This window comes from Sinorhizobium meliloti (assembly GCF_017876815.1).
Taxonomy (GTDB): domain Bacteria; phylum Pseudomonadota; class Alphaproteobacteria; order Rhizobiales; family Rhizobiaceae; genus Sinorhizobium; species Sinorhizobium meliloti.
In genome coordinates this window covers 920,079-935,529 of sequence record NZ_JAGIOS010000003.1, presented here as the reverse complement: position 1 = coordinate 935,529, position 15,451 = coordinate 920,079, and the positions used below count along the sequence as shown (strand labels likewise).

Here is a 15,451-nt window from a genome sequence, read left to right as displayed (position 1 = left end):
GTTTCCGGGATGATCTCGCCCCCTGTTTAGTGGGGTCTGCAGGCGATGATTGTTGTCAGTTCATTCAGGCGAGGTGTCAAGCTTTGCGCGGTAGATTTCGGCGCAGACTATCGCCGCTCAATTCGATGCGGTGGGCATTGTGGACCAACCTGTCGAGTATGGCATCGGCGTAGGTTGGGTCGCCAATGACGCCGTGCCATGCGGACACGGGAAGTTGGCTGGTAATGATCGTTGATTTGCGTCCATAGCGATCTTCGAGGATTTCCAGCAGGTCGTGGCGGGCCTGTTCGTTGAGCGGCTCGAGCCCCCAATCATCCAGTATCAGGAGCTGAACATGGCCCAAGGTTCGTTGCAGGCGGGCGTAGCGGCCATCACCACGCGCGAGCGCAAGCTGGGCAAACAGCCTTGGGACACGCTGATAGAGAACTGAGCGATCGTCTCGGCAAGCCTTGTGGCCGAGAGCGCAAGCCAACCAACTCTTTCCGACACCCGAGGGGCCGCAAATGGCCAGATTGTCATGGGCGTTGATCCAGTCGCCACCGAGCAGCTTCATGAAGAGAGCACGGTCGAGGCGGCGGTCGGCGCGATAGTCGACATCTTCTGGGGTGGCCTGGTGGCGAAGCTTGGCAAACCTGAGGCGTGCCGCAAGCTTCCGATCGTAACGGGAGCTCCATTCCCGTTCGAGCAGCAGTCCGAGCCATTCGGCGTGCGAGAGATGTTCGGCTTCGCCGTTGGCAACAAGTTCGCCAAAGGCCTTTGCCATGCCGGCCAGGCCCATGGCATTCAATTTATCCAGTGTTGGATGGGCAAGCATCTTTCGTTCTCCTTAGTGGTAATAGCGAGGTCCGCGGATGTTGGCGTGATGGATCGGTTCATGCGGCGCCGCTCCATTTGAGGCAGCCGTCCGGTCAAGGTGATTGTCGAGGATGGATCGCACCGAGCCATAGGTTCGTGCGCCAATCTCCAACGCACGGCCGCAAGCGGCATTGACCCTGTCGCGGCCGAAGCTCTTGTTGAGGCGGATGATGCCGAGGCAAGCTCGAAAGCCCTGCTCGGGATGAGGCCTGTCGGCAAGAATGCGCTCGCACAACAGCGCAACATCCGGCCCCATCGCAGAGGCTTCGCGTTGAATCCGTTCAATCGTCCAGTCGGCAAAGCGGCGATGCGCAGAGGGCATATGATCGGGGATCGTCGTGTGCTTGCCGTTGCCGCTGGAGCGCCGGTGAGCGGCAATTCGCTCGCCCTTGTGGAAGATCTCGATCGTATTGGCGGTGATACGAGCCTCGACCTGCTCGCGGGCAAAGCGATAGGGAACGGAATAATAGTGCCGCTCGATCTCGACGTGATAATCCAGCCCGGCGCGCCGGATACGCCATTCGGCAAAGACATAACGTTCGACAGGCAGCGGTCGCAAAGCCGGACGATCAAGCTCCTCGAACAATTGGCGGCGCGTGGCGCCGACACGGCGCAGAACGCGCTTATCATTGAGATCATGGAGCAATTGGCCAATCGCCGCATTGACCTCGGCCAAACTATAGAAGATGCGATGGCGCAGCCGGCCCAATAGCCAGCGTTCGACGATACGAACCGCAGCTTCCACTTTCGCCTTGTCCCGCGGGCGTCGCGGCCGCGTCGGCAAGACGGCGCTGCCATAATGGGCCGCCATCCCGCAATACGTCCGGTTGACCTGGGGATCGAAGTGGCAGGCCTTGATGATCGCTACCTTGGCATTGTCGGGAACCAGCAAGGCTGGCGCACCGCCAAAGTACTCCAGCGCCAGGATATGGCATTCAATCCAGTCGGGAAGCGTCTCGCTCCAACGTGCCTGCGCATATGAAAGGCTGGATGCTCCCAGAACCGCCACGAACAGGTGCGCCTGCCGTGTCTTGCCGGACAGCCGATCAACGACAACCGTGACCGTGTCGCCGGCGTAGTCGACGAACAGCTTGTCGCCGGCCGCGTGATCCTGCCGCATCGTCACAGGCAACTTCATCGCCCAGCCGCGGTAGAGGTCACAGAAGCGACTGTAGCGATAGCCCTCCGGATAACGGCTGATGTATTCGTCCCAAAGGATCTGCAGCGTCATATGCTTGCGCTTCAGCTCGCGGTGGACCTGCGCCCAGTCCGGCTCAGGGCTCCGACGATGACCCGTCTTCGTCCCGCCTGCCTTGTAAAGCGCCGCTTCCAGGACTGCATCGCTGACGTCGTCACCCAACGGCCACGATAGCTCCGCAATGGCCGCACGCCGAAGCGTCTCGCGCACCGTCGATGGCGCAGCTCCAACCCGAACCGCGATCGACTTGTGGCCAAGTCCTTGTTCGAAGCGATATCTCAATATCTCGCGGACACGCCGCATCTCCAGTCTCTCCGCAGGCATCCCGTTCCTTCCTCGTCACGTCGAAGGAAGAAACTTCACACCAGCAGAACACCCACGCCAGATGCTTTCCGATGGGGGCGGCATCATCTCGGAATCAGGGGGCGGATTGCCTCGGAATTTGCAGAACTGCCGCTTTCGGGGCAGGCAAACTGGTTCGAAACGACTTGAAAGGGGCGCAGGGCTGCCGTTCACAGACTTAAGCGTGGACGTCGCTTAGGCGTGGGGGAGAACCGTTCTTCCACGAGGCCTGTGCACGGCTTGTTGCCAAGATATTCACGGTCTGGCCAAGAAGATCGCATAATGTATCGTCTGGAAACGATTTTGAACGGCACCAATAGGCTGCTAAATTCTAGCGAGCCGATCTAGGACCTGGTGCGGTCCCGATGCCGAAAAACGGAGGCCAGCATGTCGGATCACCCTCGTCATCACGGTCATGACCACCAGGCAGAGGACCGGTGGAAACATAACGGCGTTCGCGTCATCAAGGGGGACCAGCTCGATGACAACACGGCCCAGACGCCCGGCATGTATCGGCAGGCGGCCATCAATCATGCACGCGTTGGCGCCCAGAAGATTTGGGCCGGGACCGTTGCGATCGAGCCCAATGCCAAGACCGGCGTGCATCACCATGGTCCGCTCGAAAGCGTAATCTTCGTCGTTCGCGGGAAGGCGCGCATGCGTTGGGGCGACAGGCTCGAATACGTCGCGGAAGCCGGCCCGGGCGACTTCATCTACGTACCACCCTTTGTGCCACACCAAGAAATCAATGCCGATCCCGAGAACGTGCTCGAATGCGTGCTGGTGCGATCCGACAACGAGGCGGTCGTGGTCAATATCACCGATGTCGATCCGGTGGAAAAGCCGGAGGAAGTCTATTGGGTCGATCCGATCCACAAACATCCAGGTTGACCGTTTGGGCGCCTCTGTTTCGTTCGGCGGGACGGGCTGTCCCGTTTGCGGGACGGACTTTCGCCTCACGTTGCTTGCAGTGCGCGTCGTCGGAAGCGCTATGGAAGTCGACCGCTTGCGCCAGGATCACGCGTCCGCCTAATCGCAGGGTCTGCGCTTCGAATCCTTTCGAGGCGAGGGATGGAAGTCGCCTCTGGGGCCGGAGTGCTGACTGTCCGTGTCTCAACTCAATTCTGGAGAGAGTTGCCGTCGGCAGAAAGCACCTCGGCCATCTTATCGTGGTTCTCACAACGCTAGTCTAAACCCTGCCTTGCACTCACTTGCAAGCATCAGTTTGTTTCAGCACCGCGCTGTGTCTGTTGCCGAGGTCGACCAAGCCATCGAGCACGGTCAGTAGCCGCTTTGCGATATCGGGCGTGAGAGATATCTCGCCTCTGTAAAACGCTGAACGACTGAGGCCATCGGGTAAACGAATCTGAGACGCTAGGAACGCGCATCTTGTGTGCACTGCGCACTCCCTAGAGGAACCCCTCCAAGGAGTGCGCGTGGAGGCCAATCCGTCGGGAAGATACGACGGGTTCAAGTGCCCCGCGAATATCCTCGCCGCGTCCTCACGGGAGAACGCGAATGACCGTCTTTCCTGCGCGCCGCTCCGCCGAATTGAAGGTGGCGACCGCATCGTCCAGACTTGAAACCTTGCCGATGTTCGTCCGCAGCCTTCCGTCCCGGACCCGCTGAACGATCTCGGATAGCTGGGCACGATCAGCCTCGACGACGAAGTCAACCGCCAGGCCATCCACAGGTCGAATGTCCGTCGGTCCGACGGCTGTCACAAGCGTTCCTCCGGACCGGATCAGCGCTGCGGACCGCTTCTGAACATCGCCGCCGATAACGTCGAATACCAGATCGACGCCGCCGACGTCTTCCAGGATGTCGTTTCCAAGATCGATGAATTCATTTGCACCGAAGTCCAAAGCTTTCTGGCGGTCAGCGGCGCGTCCGGTGCCGATAACATAGGCGCCGGCTTCCCGCGCAAGCTGCGTCACGATCGAGCCGACGGCGCCAGCCGCGCCGTGTGCGAGGACGCTCTGCCCCGCCCGAAGGCGGCCATGCTGAAACAGTCCCTGCCATGCGGTCAGGCCAGATATCGGCAGGCTTGCGCCCACCGTGAAGTCGACGTTGCCGGGCAATGGCGCGAGGTTTCGGGCCTCCATAGCGACGTACTCAGCGAGTGTGCCGTCGCGATACCAGTCCGACAGGCCGAGCACCCGCTGGCCGATCGACAGTCCCGTGGTGCCATAGCCCAGCCCGGTGATCACACCGGCCAGCTCATGGCCGAGAATCGATGGCGTCCGGTCACGAAAGGCCCGATCGGTCCAGGTCGAAGGCCAATCCAGTTCGGTGTTGACGAACCCCGCCGCATGGACCTGTACGACGACGTCGTTTATCGCGGCCTGCGGCTCGGGTCGCTCCACCAGCTTCATTCCGGCTGTTCCCGCAGCCTGGTCGGTCACTACGATCGCTTTCATGGGAATTGTCTCCTCAGTATTTGTTTGTTTGGGTAAATTGCAGGCGTGGAAGGTCTTTTCGATCTCTCCCGCAACTCGTTATCGGCTTGACGCCTTTCGCGAAGACCTTGTTGTCGAATTGCTGTGTGATTTCGCGCGGCAAGCCCACCTTATTTTGGCTTCAACCGCGCGGCAGTGGCGGGCGCTGCATCGTCAAAAGTTCCGTCACATCATGCAGATCGTCTGCCGATAAGATGGCAAGTCTCAGCCATTTTCCGTCGATATATGTTTTGGCTTCATCGTAAAGCTTGACCAGTTGCGGGCGCCAGACATAACGCCGCTCCTCGAATTTCTCACGTTCTGCTCCACCCATAACCACAACAGCCGAAAACCGCCGGTATTCCGGCACCAATGTGGTGAACGCCTTCGTTTTCTTATAGCGCAAGGACCAACCACGGTTCTTGCCGCCGTACAGCCAGTCCGGCGCGAAAACCCCCATATAGAATTCGTCAATCCAGGTCCGCAGCTCGGTCCAATGGCCGAATGCCTCTGGTCCAAGCCAGTCCCGAACGGCGCTGTCATCAGGCGGTGCTGATCTGTCGGAAATCCTGGCGCCGATTTGAGAAGGGGTACGATTTGATAAGGTCATCTGAGCCTCATATTCAATGGTCCGGCGGAGGCCAGAGGGTTAGGATGCGGGCGCCCGAAGCTTGTGCGCGCCCTCAGAATGCTCCTGGTGACGGTCGCCCGAGCGAGGGGACATCGCGGTACGGTCTGCCAGTACTCGAGAGCACCGCAGGACGATCGCGGAATTCTCGAAAATGCTCCGCGGCGGTGAGGTCGAGAGCGGCGAGCGCTTTGTCCCTCGCTAACGGCCCCTGACTCCGATCCAGGAAGGCAGTGCCTTGAAGCGGGAGAAATTGTTGAGTCCTCAGCCCAATGGAGCTGAGTGCCAGCCACAAATAGGGCGTGAGAAAATCCGGCTGGTTGGCTCGCTCACCGGTGAAGAAGCCACCAGAAGCCGCGCCGATAAAGTCCGAACGGTCCCGGAGCATTCTCACCTTGCCGGCCGGCGTTGACTTCATTGTGCGGCCGACGCGCAGGATCTGGTCGACCTACGCCTTGAGGACCGAGGGAATTGTCAAATTATGCATCGGCGTTCCGATGACAATCACATCGGCCGCTTCGACTTCCCGAATAAGCGCTTCGGAAAGATCTAGAGAACCCATTGGCGGGGCGGTCAACGTTGCCGGCGACGCCAACGCGGCGGCGTAGAGGGCCTCGGTTTGGGGCAGGGGTTCAGCCCCCAATTCACGCCGAGTGATGCTCGCGCCGGGGGCAACCTCAAGAAGCTTTTCGATGATCGCCGCCGAAAGCTGACGGCTGTGCGATTCCTGACGCGGACTGCTATCGACATAGAGAATATTCATGTGATTGATCCCAACAGCTTCAAAAGGTTGCGGTAGGCGAAAACTCAGATCGAGCCGCTGGTGTCACGGGGGGAAAGTCCTTCTCGTGATCGAACACGTTGTTGAAGAAGTTCGTCAGGGAATACATGGCCACAAGCGCGACGATCTCGATGATGTTCGCATCGGTATAGCCAGCATCGCGGACGTCTTTGAGATCGGCGTCGCTGACGTGCCCGCGGGTCCCGATGACTTTTCGCGCAAACTGAATAGCGGCATCCCGCTTCGGGTCGCTGGCGTGGCCCTTTCGGGCGAGGATGATGTCATCGGCAGGCAGCCTGGCCATATGTTCGGCGGTGAAGCTGTGAACCGTCAGGCAATAGTTGCAACCGTTCACCTCGGAGACGGCAAGGCCGATGCTGTCGCGTGTCTTTACGTCGAGTGCCTTGCTCAGGGAGCCGAGCAGGGTGGCCCACGCGTTGAACGCGATAGGACTCTGCGCGAAGGCCACCATCATGTTTGGGGTGAACCCGATGTTCTTCGTAAACGTATCGAGGGTGTGTTTCGATTCAGCCGGCACCTGTTCCGGCGTCAGAGCAGCAATTCTTGCCATTATAATCTCCATAAGTGATTGAGCGGTTTGGAATTATGCAAAGTCCAGGACATCGGCCACCGGCATGCGCGGCTTCTGCGGCCAGTTGCCGGCCCGCTCTGGCCCGACCGTCAGCAGCATCACCGGGATTTCGTGTTCGGCCAGGCCGAACTCGCGATGCACGGCCTCTGCGTCGAAACCGATCATCGGTGTCGAACCCAGGCCGAGCGAGCGGGCTGCATAGATGATTGCGGCGGTGCCGAAGGTAGCGGAGCGCACCGCCTCGTCGCGCTGGCGCTGCGGCTGATCGTCATACAGACCGCGAGCGGGCATTTCCCATTCCGGCACCAGATGTGCCGGCATAATGCCGGCTTCCACGACCGGCGCCAGGCGCACGGGAACGGTGCTAGCATTGGCCAACTGGCCGACGATGATGAAGGTAACGGCGGCGTCGGTGATCGCGGGCTGGTTCCAGGCGATCGGACGCAACCGAGCCTTGGCCTCAGGCGTACGGACGGCGATAAACCGCCAGTTCTGCAGGTGGAAGGATGTCGGCGCGGACGTGCCGATCCGCACCAGGTCGCGAATCTGATCGTCGCTCAGTGTGGCGGCGGTGTCGTAGTACTTGGCAGCACTACGGCTCAGGATGGTTTCGATGACGGCGTTCGTCGGCGTCAGTTCGTTGGCTGCGTTGCTGATGTAGTTCATTGGGTGGCTCCCTCATCAAGTGATTACGGAACCCAAATTACGGCCGTCAGCGAGAATATCGAGACTGATTTGCATCAGAATAATGCGCGAAAGGATCAATCCTACGGGTGATCCTAGTCCGCGCGCGCTCAGCCGGTATGCGCTTGTCTGCGCCATTCCCCGGGCGTCATCCCCATTCTCTCAGTAAACACACGGCGGAATGCCGAAACAGATTGATAGCCGACCGTTTCGGCCACAGCCTCGGTGCTGATCTTCGGCTTTTTCAACTCGTTGGCTGCCAGGCTCATGCGGAGATCAGTCAACAGATCGAGGGCCGAACAACCCAGCCTGTCCTGAAAGTGGCGCATGAATGTGGCGCGCGACATGCCGCACAAGTCCGCCAGATCAGGCAGTTTCCAGGGCTTGCCCGGATCGGCGAGCATAGCCGTAATTGCCGGTGCCAGTCGTGGGTGGCCGGCGAGGGCCAACAAGCCTTCAGGGGCTTTCGCGGATTCACTTGCAGCTCGCAGCACTAATGTGAAGAGGGCCGAAGAAAGCGCGTTGAGAACGGCGCGTCCTCCCGCGCGATCGCCGGCGGACTCCATTCGCATCAGGCCCACCAAACTGGCCAGTTGATTGGTAGCAGATCCGATCCCGTCTTTTCCGAGGCCGTCGATCGTCCGTGCCACCAGATTTGTGGGCAGATAATTACGGATCAGTTGATCATGGGGCGGGGCGATGAAAAATCGGCCACACAACAAATCAAGTTGCTCACCCTGGCTATCGTTCTCGCTCAGCATCCATCCGGCAGCTCCCTGGCGCTGCTGGGTGGGGACCGGCGTCTGGCCGCTACCGTCGTGCAGTACATGCGCCGCACCGTGAGGTAGCAGCACGATATCTCCGCTCACCAACTCCTTCGCTGTTCTCGTCTCCGGATCCTCGAAAATGGCCCGGCCCTTGACGATGACGTGGTAGGGGATTTCATTCGCCGCCGCCCGGCCCCAGGCCACGCGCCACGGCGCACCATAGGCACAGCGGACCTCGAGCTGACCGGTTACGGTGACGATTTGTAGGAGACGGCTCAGCCAATCGACTTCAGACATTGGACCTCAAGAACGGACATGATGAAACATCTTATCGCAATTGTGCATTGGTTCTACTTATCGCCCACGTTTCCAAACCTGGCTCCGTACTGGGCCTAGATCATTAACCAGCCACCGAACGCCTCCTGATCGGAGCAGGGGGCTGTTTCAGGGCGCCCCATAACGTCCAACTACCGACTCTATCGATGTGCCGTCACGTTTGGAAACGATCGAGAAGTTGGCAACGGCCGGCGCTCGGCCGATCGACAGCTTTCAGGCGACGGCGAAGGTCATGTTGAATATCTCGCGAGTAGATCTTTTCCGCGTGCGCCGGCACGTATGACGACGAATACAGCGGCGGCGAAGTCGCCCGGAAGTTTGCCAAGCAAGTGCTTCAGGGCTGCCACCGCGCCAAGCGAACCTCCTATGGCTATGACGTCTCGGCGGCCCATAGTATGCTCCACGGGGCAAAAACGCTCCGCACGCGGATAAGTTCTATTGCCTCGCATTTTGGAGGACGAAGGGAAGATTTTCCCAGTCAATGCTATCATGGCCGACACGTCCGCTGATATAAGAGGAACGTGCCGGAAACGTGGGATGGGCTACCTCCGGCCTTGAAGGTTCCCTTCAATTGGCTACAGATCAAGCGAAGAGTTCATGCCCGAGCTGCCGGCGTTTCAGTGGCCGCGGTCTTAGCGGTTGGATCTCTCGCCCATTCGGCGACAGCAATCGCTGAACTGAGCAATACCGCTGGCAGCGCCAGCGCGGCGAGGAACCTGATCACGCTCTTTCGATGAGATTGCCTGCCATCCCAATCGTAAGACATTGTGTTCGCCTCTTCGTGATCCGAACGACGGCTCCGGCTCAACCATATGGGCACGGTTTCCGATGCTGGTCGAGTGAATTTCTCGCAATCTCTGCTTAGTGCTGCCCATCAGGCCACCAGGCCGGAATTTAGCTACTGGGTTCTTTGAGCATGCGCAGCAGTAACCCTTTCAGTTCCGGCTCCTGCACACGTCTGGCGGCCTCGACCGGGGACAGCCACGCCATCTGTCTCTCTCCTCGCTCCGGGAACTTGTGGTGCAGTTCGTCCACCTTCAGCCTGAACACCTCGACGATCGATGCTGTTTTGTGTCCGTCGTCGAGAGTTTTTAAATAGGTGAAATAGCCAAGTGCTCGCTTCTTCGCTTTTCCAGCTACGCCAGCCTCTTCCCACGCTTCTCTTTCGGCCGCCTGGTGTGGTTTCAGGTTCTTAATGGGCCAGCCTTTCGGAATCGTCCACCGGCCCGAAGCGCGCGTTGTGATCAACAACACCTCGACGGCGCCCATTTCGTTGACTCGGTAGCAGATCGCTCCGATCTGATGGGCGGCGCCACCCTTCGTTAGGGTGCTCGCATGTGGCGCAAGTCTCGCGAGGTAGCGTTCGGTTTTTTTCATTCCGCATCCTCTATCTGCACCAGATAGAGCGCTTCGAAATCCAAAGAAAATCGTCTGCCAGAGAGGCGCTTATTCACGCTGCAGAAGTTCCATAAATGCTCCGTCCTTGCGTCCAATGGAGCAGAAAGGGAGTCACAAGTCGAGCTTAAAGGCTGTGCTAGAGAAATCGCATAATGTATCGACGGGAACCTGCGTCACTGCCATGCTGCGGATTCGGCATTGCGGCGTCGGTCTCGTGGTCGAAGGGAAGCCCGGTCTTGCCAATTTTTGCCAAAACCGGTATAGTCACTTGCATGGGCACAATGAACATTTCCCTGCCGGACCACCTTAAGAGCTTCGTCGATGAGCAAGTCGCCGGACGGGGTTATGGGACAAGTAGTGAGTATATTCGGGAGTTGATACGTCGAGATCAGGATCGCCTCGCGTTACGCAGGCTGTTGCTTGACGGAGCCTCGTCCGCACCGACTGAGCCGGTCGACGCGGATTATTTCACCAGTCTGCGCGATCGAGTTCGTGGTGAGCACAGCAAGTGACGACTATTATCCCGCGGCAGTTGGCGCGCAGCGATGTCGAGGCGGCCATTGACTATTATGCACGCGAAGCAGGAACCGAGGTCGCCCTCGGATTTATCGACGCACTTCAAGCGGCGTACGCTTCGATCGCGAGCCATCCGGAGGCCGGATCGTTGCGATATGCATACGAATTGGGATTGCCTGACCTACGGAGTGTCTCTCTGAAGCGATATCCCTATCTCATTTTCTATCGCGACCAGCCAGATCATGTCGATGTGTGGCGCGTGCTACATGCCAAGCGAGACATTCCGCAATGGATGCAGGAGCCGAACAATCACTGACCGCTCGGACATTCCCGCCGAAGCTATTGGTGGGCCGGCGGTTCGTATCCTCTCAACTGCGTCAGACGTCAAATGACGGGGGTCTCAGGTTCTGCTTCCTTCAAGGCGAGAGATCGAAACTCACCTCGGAGACCGCAATGGGTGGGTGAGAAGTCGCCCATGGCCAGCACACGGGACCGCCGAAATGCGGACGAAGCTGCCATTCGAGCGAGGTGTTACCGTGCTGAATGGAAGGCCAATCTGGCATGTTACGAGCGAAAGATTTGAAGCGCATCTGCCACGAGGTCGGCGTTCCCACCCGCTATTTCACCATTCGTAAGTTGGCACCCATCCTCCAATCCAACTCGCGTAGACCAGCGCCGTTGATGCGCGCGGTTGACGAAGTGCCAAGCGGTCGCGTCCAACCCGTGTAGAAGGACTGGTCGTAGGATATTCGCGCGCTCAAGAACTTGCGCGATCCCATCCGCGATTGCGTCAGCCTTTCCGAGGTCCTGTTCTTCGATCTCGATGAGGATGCGGAAAGCTCGATGGCAATCCGGAAGCGTGACAAATCGCTCGGCATCCGCGACCGTGGCCAATCCCGCTTCGACGCCGACACCCATGCGGTGCAGCAACGCGATAACCGCTGGAGCATCTCGCTCGGAGATATTGACGGAGGCGTAGTCGGGCAGCTGCCGCCAGGCAGAGATGCAGTCTCGCGTCTGCTTCTCGTCGCGTTCTATCCACGCGCCCGTTGACACTCCGACAAGACTTCCCGGACAAGCGCGCCGCACGGCGTATATCGCCTCATCGACCGCCAGGAGGCTCTCACGTCCGTCCGGGCCGCGGGGGTGTATGTGAAGTTCGGCAGCCCCCGCGGAGATGCATGCCGCACCGTCGAGGGCAATGGCATCCGCCGTGAGCGGTAGCCGCGGGTGATAGTCGCTAGGACGTGCACCGTTAAGGCAGGCTTGGACGATCATGTTGGTCTCCAGTATTTGTGGGCATGTTAGCTGTAGAGAGAAGGTCTGCAATGGGCTCATTCGAGCCGCTCATTGCGCCCATCGCTGACGACCACTTGCGGGCGAAGGGAGCCGTTCGTCACGAGCCCTGTGCACGGCTCGTTGCGAGGATGTTCACGTTCTGGGCTAAGAAGATCGCATATTGTATCAACCGGAATTTTGCGCCGTGTGGCTCGACCGGTTGACCAGCAAGAGCAACGGCCATGGCCTTTTATTTAGTGTTCAGTTCCGCGTATGGGCGGGGGTGTGCAGCGACGCCCCCGCCTTTTCGGCCGCTGCCTGCAAACGCTTGTCTCTCGTCCACAAAGCCATTCGCTGATCGAGGAGAACCGAGGCCAGCAAATGGGCATCCGTGTAGCCAATCCCCATGCTAAAAATGGCGTGGCGATCGATCATCATCATGACCTCCTGGTGCGTTGCGACGAGTGCTTCGCGCTGAGCCATCAGGAATGCTATCACGCTACTGCGTTCCCGAAGGCTGCCAAGTGCAAGCTCTCCGATCACGGCCGGATGGCAGAGGAGACGATCGTCCTCAATAATCCTACGCAGCTCGGCATCGGTATGCCGGAAATGATCAATCCAGATTGAAGTGTCGGCAAGAATCACTTGGCAGCTGCGCTCCGGCGGCGTGGAGCTGCTTCCGCATCCGGCATAGTTCCCCCGAGCGCGATGAGGCGTTTTCCTGACTCCACACGAACAAGCGTCTCCAATGCCTGGCGGACCAGAGCGGCGGTTTCTTTTGTGCCGGTTAGGGACTTAGCCCTTTCCATGAGAGTGTCGTCGAGGTTGATAGTCGATCGCATCGTCGGTTCCTAGCTTTAGTGTTACAAATAGCACCATTTGGTGAAGAAATCTACGCCTGAATCGGCCGTCTTAGCGACCGCATCGGCCGCACAAGCTTAAGACTGGCTAGGGGCCGAGGGTTCGATTCCACTCAAGGCGAAGGACCGAAACTCACCTCGGAGACCGCAATGGGTGGTGAGAAGTCGCCCATGGCCAGCACACGGGACCGCCGAAATGCGCCAATTGCGGTCATCGCGTGATTGGGGCAGGATGCCGTTCTTGAAACACGAGCAGGATTGAACCTACGCTCATGCTGACGGGCTCATGTCATTGCGGCAAGGCGAGCTGGACACTCAAAGGTGATCCCGGCTCGATAACAGCGTGCAACTGCACGCTCTGCCGACGCTACGGCGCTCTGTGGGCCTATGATTACGAAGGAGAGCGTATTACGGTCACCGGGCAGATTGCCTCCTACACCCGCGCCGGAAGGGACAAATCGTCTCTCGAAATACTGTTCTGCCCATCCTGCGCCTGTGTATTGAGCTGGCGCGGTTTACGGCTTCAAGAGGATGGCCGCCGGCGCATGGCTGTAAACTTGCGGCTCGCGCCACCGGGCCTCGTTCAGGATCTGCCCATTGATCATTTCGACGGCCTGGACACTTTTGAAGACCTTCCTTCCAAAGGGCGCTGCGTGCGCGATCTTTGGTTTTAACAGCATGCTACGTGTCTGTTTCGGGCCGAAAGGCGTCATCGGCTTGAACGTTACCAGTGGAGGCGAGTCCTCAGGGTTAATCGGCCGAATTCGTAGCGGCTCCACTACGGCAGCCTGTAGGTGTGCCTTGGAAATACTGTCCCGGTGAGGTTCCGAAGGCGGCTCTGAATACGGCAATGAAGGCGCTGGACCCTGAATAGCCGAGAGAGAAAGCGATGTCCCCAACACTTTTCCCAGCAGCCAGCCACTCCACCGCCTTCAAAAGCTTTGCCTGCTGACGCCACGCCCGAAAACTCATGCCCGTCTCAGATTGAAAGTGCCTCTGGAAGCTTCGTGACGACATGGCCGCACGAGATGCAAGTTCTTGAAGGGGCCACTCCTCGCCCGGCTCGTCGCGGATGTCAGTAGCAATAGTCCGAAGACGATCTGACATCGGCGAAGGAAGTGATAGCGGCGCGACCGGACTTGTCTGAAGCTGATCGATGATGACTGCCGCAAGCCGTTCAGCGGGAGGACCGCCTGCGTCTGAGCGAGGTATCTCCAAGAATGCGAGGATGAGTTCGCGCAGGAGCGGCGTCGTGCCAATGACCGAGACCTGCATCGGGAGGTCTGCGACAGCCTCGGGGCGGAAGAAGAGGTAACTGCGCTCGGTTTCCTGCAGGTAGGTGACTTCATGGAGGACACCAGACGGAACGAAGACGCCCCGCTCAGGTGGGACAACAAAGTACCCGCCCTCGGTCTCAAGCCTTAGCGATCCGCGCACGATCTGAAAGAGCTGGGCGCGGTGGTGCGCATGATAGGCGTATGTCTTCCCGGCGGGCTCTGCTCCACCTTGGCCGACAGCGGTGAACGAGTAATCTCCAACCTCATCTTCCGGCAAGTGCGCGTTGATCAGGTTGTCACGAGCAATCATGGCGTCTCCCAGACATTTTTTGTCAGGATACCAATAACAGGTCTGCGGGCAAATCCCTAGACTGGCCGTCACAGCAACAGAAGCTGGAGGTTAATGTGTCAGTAGAACTACTTGAAGCCGTTGCACGCTTCTTTCGCAGCTTTCCGAAGGTGGCGCGAGTTTATGGGCACAAAGCGAACTCCGTTTCGCGGTGGTGGCAACGAGCGACGACCGAACACGAACTGCGGTGGCTTTCAGACCGCTATCTGGCAGACATAGGTGTCGCTCGACGCGACATACGCAAGGTAGCGCGTGCACGCGCGAGCGCGACTGCCGAGCCCCAAAACGACCCAACGGTCACACGTCATAAGAGCAAACCTGTCGGTGCCGGAGCTTCTCGAACCACTCGTAAACCCTTGAATGGGCCGCTCTTCAACTAAGCTCTCCACGACAACAACCAGCATAGGAGAAGTGCAAGATGCATGAGGATGGCGTTTTCGATGGAATGGTCGCAGCGTCTTACGATGACGATGATGCGATCTCGGCTCCGGAGGTGGTTGATCCAATCGTCGACCTTTTGGTCGATTTGGCGGAAGGAGGACGAGCCCTAGAGTTTGCAATCGGCACAGGGCGGCTTGCGCTCCCGCTCGCACAAAGAGGCGTTGAAGTGGAAGGCGTAGAGCTTTCACGAGCCATGGTATCCCGCCTTCGCGCCAAGGAAGGAGGAGACACTCTTCCAGTGGCGATAGGCGACATGGCGACCATCCATGTCGACGGACGATTCTCTCTGGTTTACCTGGCCTTCAACACGATCAACAATCTGATCACCCAGGATGCACAAATCGCCTGCTTCCAGAATGCGGCCGCGCATCTGGGGCCCGGTGGCTTCTTTCTGGTGGAGGTAGGAGTTCCGCCACTTCAACGGCTGTCTGTGGGCGAGACGATCCTAGCGTTCGCCTGCAGCGACACGCGCTGGGGGATCGACGCGTATGATGTGGTGAGCCAGAACTTCTCGTCGCACCACATCTGGCTCCAGGACGGGAGCTATCGGCAATTGACAGTTCCGTTTCGTTATGTTTGGCCCGCCGAACTCGATCTTATGGCGAGGCTGGCAGACATGGAGCTACGGCATCGTTGGGGTGGGTGGAAGAAAGAGCCCTTCACTTCTGTCAGCGACAAACATGTTTCGGTCTGGCAGAAGACGTAGACTTA

19 protein-coding genes and 1 pseudogene are annotated in these 15,451 nt (G+C 58.9%); 6 read left to right on the top strand and 14 right to left on the bottom strand.

Going from position 1 to position 15,451, the window contains the following annotated elements:
• Nucleotides 1–76 precede the first annotated feature (76 nt).
• A complete protein-coding gene (gene istB, locus JOH52_RS30965) occupies nt 77–814 on the bottom strand; it encodes an IS21-like element helper ATPase IstB (RefSeq protein ID WP_014529841.1) in 738 nt (245 codons plus the stop codon).
• Between the two features lie 12 nt (nt 815–826).
• Nucleotides 827–2,356: an IS21 family transposase gene (gene istA / locus JOH52_RS30960; RefSeq protein ID WP_012477342.1), complete on the bottom strand. Its 1,530-nt coding sequence runs from the start codon at nt 2,354–2,356 to the stop codon at nt 827–829.
• Nucleotides 2,357–2,782: 426 nt separating this feature from the next.
• Here istA and JOH52_RS30955 point away from each other — a divergent pair, with 426 nt between their 5' ends.
• Nucleotides 2,783–3,286, top strand: coding sequence for a cupin domain-containing protein (locus JOH52_RS30955; RefSeq protein ID WP_014528822.1), 504 nt, complete (start codon nt 2,783–2,785; stop codon nt 3,284–3,286).
• Nucleotides 3,287–3,897: 611 nt separating this feature from the next.
• Here JOH52_RS30955 and JOH52_RS30950 read toward each other — a convergent pair.
• From JOH52_RS30950 to JOH52_RS30915, 8 genes and pseudogenes are all read right to left on the bottom strand, one after another.
• On the bottom strand, nt 3,898–4,815 hold the full coding sequence (locus tag JOH52_RS30950) for an NADP-dependent oxidoreductase (protein ID WP_014528821.1): 918 nt from the start codon (nt 4,813–4,815) through the stop codon (nt 3,898–3,900).
• A 160-nt stretch (nt 4,816–4,975) separates the two neighbouring features.
• Nucleotides 4,976–5,443, bottom strand: coding sequence for a DUF3788 domain-containing protein (locus tag JOH52_RS30945; RefSeq protein ID WP_013845888.1), 468 nt, complete (start codon nt 5,441–5,443; stop codon nt 4,976–4,978).
• A 466-nt stretch (nt 5,444–5,909) separates the two neighbouring features.
• Nucleotides 5,910–6,224: an NAD(P)H-dependent oxidoreductase gene (locus JOH52_RS35570; protein WP_014531188.1), complete on the bottom strand. Its 315-nt coding sequence runs from the start codon at nt 6,222–6,224 to the stop codon at nt 5,910–5,912.
• 19 nt (nt 6,225–6,243) lie between these two features.
• A complete protein-coding gene (locus JOH52_RS30935; protein ID WP_013845887.1) occupies nt 6,244–6,813 on the bottom strand; it encodes a carboxymuconolactone decarboxylase family protein in 570 nt (189 codons plus the stop codon).
• 33 nt (nt 6,814–6,846) lie between these two features.
• Nucleotides 6,847–7,500: a nitroreductase family protein gene (locus JOH52_RS30930; RefSeq protein WP_014531189.1), complete on the bottom strand. Its 654-nt coding sequence runs from the start codon at nt 7,498–7,500 to the stop codon at nt 6,847–6,849.
• A gap of 128 nt (nt 7,501–7,628) precedes the next feature.
• The gene (locus tag JOH52_RS30925; RefSeq protein ID WP_013845885.1) at nt 7,629–8,582 is read right to left on the bottom strand and encodes an AraC family transcriptional regulator; all 954 of its coding nucleotides are present in this window, start codon (nt 8,580–8,582) and stop codon (nt 7,629–7,631) included.
• A gap of 284 nt (nt 8,583–8,866) precedes the next feature.
• Nucleotides 8,867–9,070: pseudogene (locus JOH52_RS30920) on the bottom strand (chemotaxis protein CheB); the annotation flags it as partial.
• 445 nt (nt 9,071–9,515) lie between these two features.
• Nucleotides 9,516–9,998 carry an NUDIX hydrolase gene (locus JOH52_RS30915; protein ID WP_013845883.1) on the bottom strand — a complete coding sequence of 161 codons (483 nt, stop codon included), beginning with the start codon at nt 9,996–9,998 and terminating at the stop codon, nt 9,516–9,518.
• 257 nt (nt 9,999–10,255) lie between these two features.
• Between JOH52_RS30915 and JOH52_RS30910 the strand changes: the two genes are divergently transcribed.
• Entirely contained in the window at nt 10,256–10,531 is a 276-nt protein-coding gene (locus JOH52_RS30910) for a type II toxin-antitoxin system ParD family antitoxin (RefSeq protein WP_013845882.1), read from the top strand.
• Entirely contained in the window at nt 10,528–10,851 is a 324-nt protein-coding gene (locus JOH52_RS30905) for a type II toxin-antitoxin system RelE/ParE family toxin (protein ID WP_014531195.1), read from the top strand. Before JOH52_RS30910 ends, JOH52_RS30905 begins: the two co-directional genes overlap by 4 nt.
• A gap of 248 nt (nt 10,852–11,099) precedes the next feature.
• Here JOH52_RS30905 and JOH52_RS30900 read toward each other — a convergent pair whose 3' ends face one another.
• From JOH52_RS30900 to JOH52_RS30890, 3 genes are all read right to left on the bottom strand, one after another.
• A complete protein-coding gene (locus JOH52_RS30900) occupies nt 11,100–11,813 on the bottom strand; it encodes a 3-keto-5-aminohexanoate cleavage protein (RefSeq protein WP_010967295.1) in 714 nt (237 codons plus the stop codon).
• Between the two features lie 261 nt (nt 11,814–12,074).
• Nucleotides 12,075–12,458, bottom strand: a complete 384-nt coding sequence (locus JOH52_RS30895; RefSeq protein WP_010968151.1) for a type II toxin-antitoxin system VapC family toxin — start codon at nt 12,456–12,458, stop codon at nt 12,075–12,077.
• Complete coding sequence (locus tag JOH52_RS30890) at nt 12,455–12,655, bottom strand: type II toxin-antitoxin system VapB family antitoxin (protein WP_013851145.1); 201 nt, start codon at nt 12,653–12,655, stop codon at nt 12,455–12,457. Before JOH52_RS30890 ends, JOH52_RS30895 begins: the two co-directional genes overlap by 4 nt.
• Before the next feature lie 290 nt (nt 12,656–12,945).
• Here JOH52_RS30890 and JOH52_RS30885 point away from each other — a divergent pair, with 290 nt between their 5' ends.
• Nucleotides 12,946–13,347 carry a GFA family protein gene (locus tag JOH52_RS30885; protein ID WP_014531161.1) on the top strand — a complete coding sequence of 134 codons (402 nt, stop codon included), beginning with the start codon at nt 12,946–12,948 and terminating at the stop codon, nt 13,345–13,347.
• A 76-nt stretch (nt 13,348–13,423) separates the two neighbouring features.
• Here JOH52_RS30885 and JOH52_RS30880 read toward each other — a convergent pair whose 3' ends face one another.
• A complete protein-coding gene (locus JOH52_RS30880) occupies nt 13,424–14,260 on the bottom strand; it encodes an AraC family transcriptional regulator (RefSeq protein WP_014531162.1) in 837 nt (278 codons plus the stop codon).
• Between the two features lie 95 nt (nt 14,261–14,355).
• Between JOH52_RS30880 and JOH52_RS36040 the strand changes: the two genes are divergently transcribed.
• A complete protein-coding gene (locus tag JOH52_RS36040) occupies nt 14,356–14,679 on the top strand; it encodes a DUF1127 domain-containing protein (RefSeq protein WP_017266777.1) in 324 nt (107 codons plus the stop codon).
• Nucleotides 14,680–14,717: 38 nt separating this feature from the next.
• Entirely contained in the window at nt 14,718–15,446 is a 729-nt protein-coding gene (locus tag JOH52_RS30870; RefSeq protein WP_014531163.1) for a class I SAM-dependent DNA methyltransferase, read from the top strand.
• Nucleotides 15,447–15,451 lie beyond the last annotated feature (5 nt).

Excerpts from the sequence above, each read along its gene's own strand:
- JOH52_RS30900 (WP_010967295.1), bottom strand. The coding sequence starts at position 11,813 with ATGATCGTCCAAGCCTGCCTTAACGGTGCACGTCCTAGCGACTATCAC.
- JOH52_RS30935 (WP_013845887.1), bottom strand. The coding sequence starts at position 6,813 with ATGGCAAGAATTGCTGCTCTGACGCCGGAACAGGTGCCGGCTGAATCG.
- JOH52_RS30945 (WP_013845888.1), bottom strand. The coding sequence starts at position 5,443 with ATGACCTTATCAAATCGTACCCCTTCTCAAATCGGCGCCAGGATTTCC.
- JOH52_RS30925 (WP_013845885.1), bottom strand. The coding sequence starts at position 8,582 with ATGTCTGAAGTCGATTGGCTGAGCCGTCTCCTACAAATCGTCACCGTA.
- istA (WP_012477342.1), bottom strand. The coding sequence starts at position 2,356 with ATGCGGCGTGTCCGCGAGATATTGAGATATCGCTTCGAACAAGGACTT.
- JOH52_RS30915 (WP_013845883.1), bottom strand. The coding sequence starts at position 9,998 with ATGAAAAAAACCGAACGCTACCTCGCGAGACTTGCGCCACATGCGAGC.
- JOH52_RS35570 (WP_014531188.1), bottom strand. The coding sequence starts at position 6,224 with ATGAATATTCTCTATGTCGATAGCAGTCCGCGTCAGGAATCGCACAGC.
- JOH52_RS30950 (WP_014528821.1), bottom strand. The coding sequence starts at position 4,815 with ATGAAAGCGATCGTAGTGACCGACCAGGCTGCGGGAACAGCCGGAATG.
- JOH52_RS30880 (WP_014531162.1), bottom strand. The coding sequence starts at position 14,260 with ATGATTGCTCGTGACAACCTGATCAACGCGCACTTGCCGGAAGATGAG.
- JOH52_RS30930 (WP_014531189.1), bottom strand. The coding sequence starts at position 7,500 with ATGAACTACATCAGCAACGCAGCCAACGAACTGACGCCGACGAACGCC.
- istB (WP_014529841.1), bottom strand. The coding sequence starts at position 814 with ATGCTTGCCCATCCAACACTGGATAAATTGAATGCCATGGGCCTGGCC.
- JOH52_RS30870 (WP_014531163.1), top strand. The coding sequence starts at position 14,718 with ATGCATGAGGATGGCGTTTTCGATGGAATGGTCGCAGCGTCTTACGAT.
- JOH52_RS30955 (WP_014528822.1), top strand. The coding sequence starts at position 2,783 with ATGTCGGATCACCCTCGTCATCACGGTCATGACCACCAGGCAGAGGAC.
- JOH52_RS30885 (WP_014531161.1), top strand. The coding sequence starts at position 12,946 with ATGCTGACGGGCTCATGTCATTGCGGCAAGGCGAGCTGGACACTCAAA.
- JOH52_RS30890 (WP_013851145.1), bottom strand. The coding sequence starts at position 12,655 with ATGCGATCGACTATCAACCTCGACGACACTCTCATGGAAAGGGCTAAG.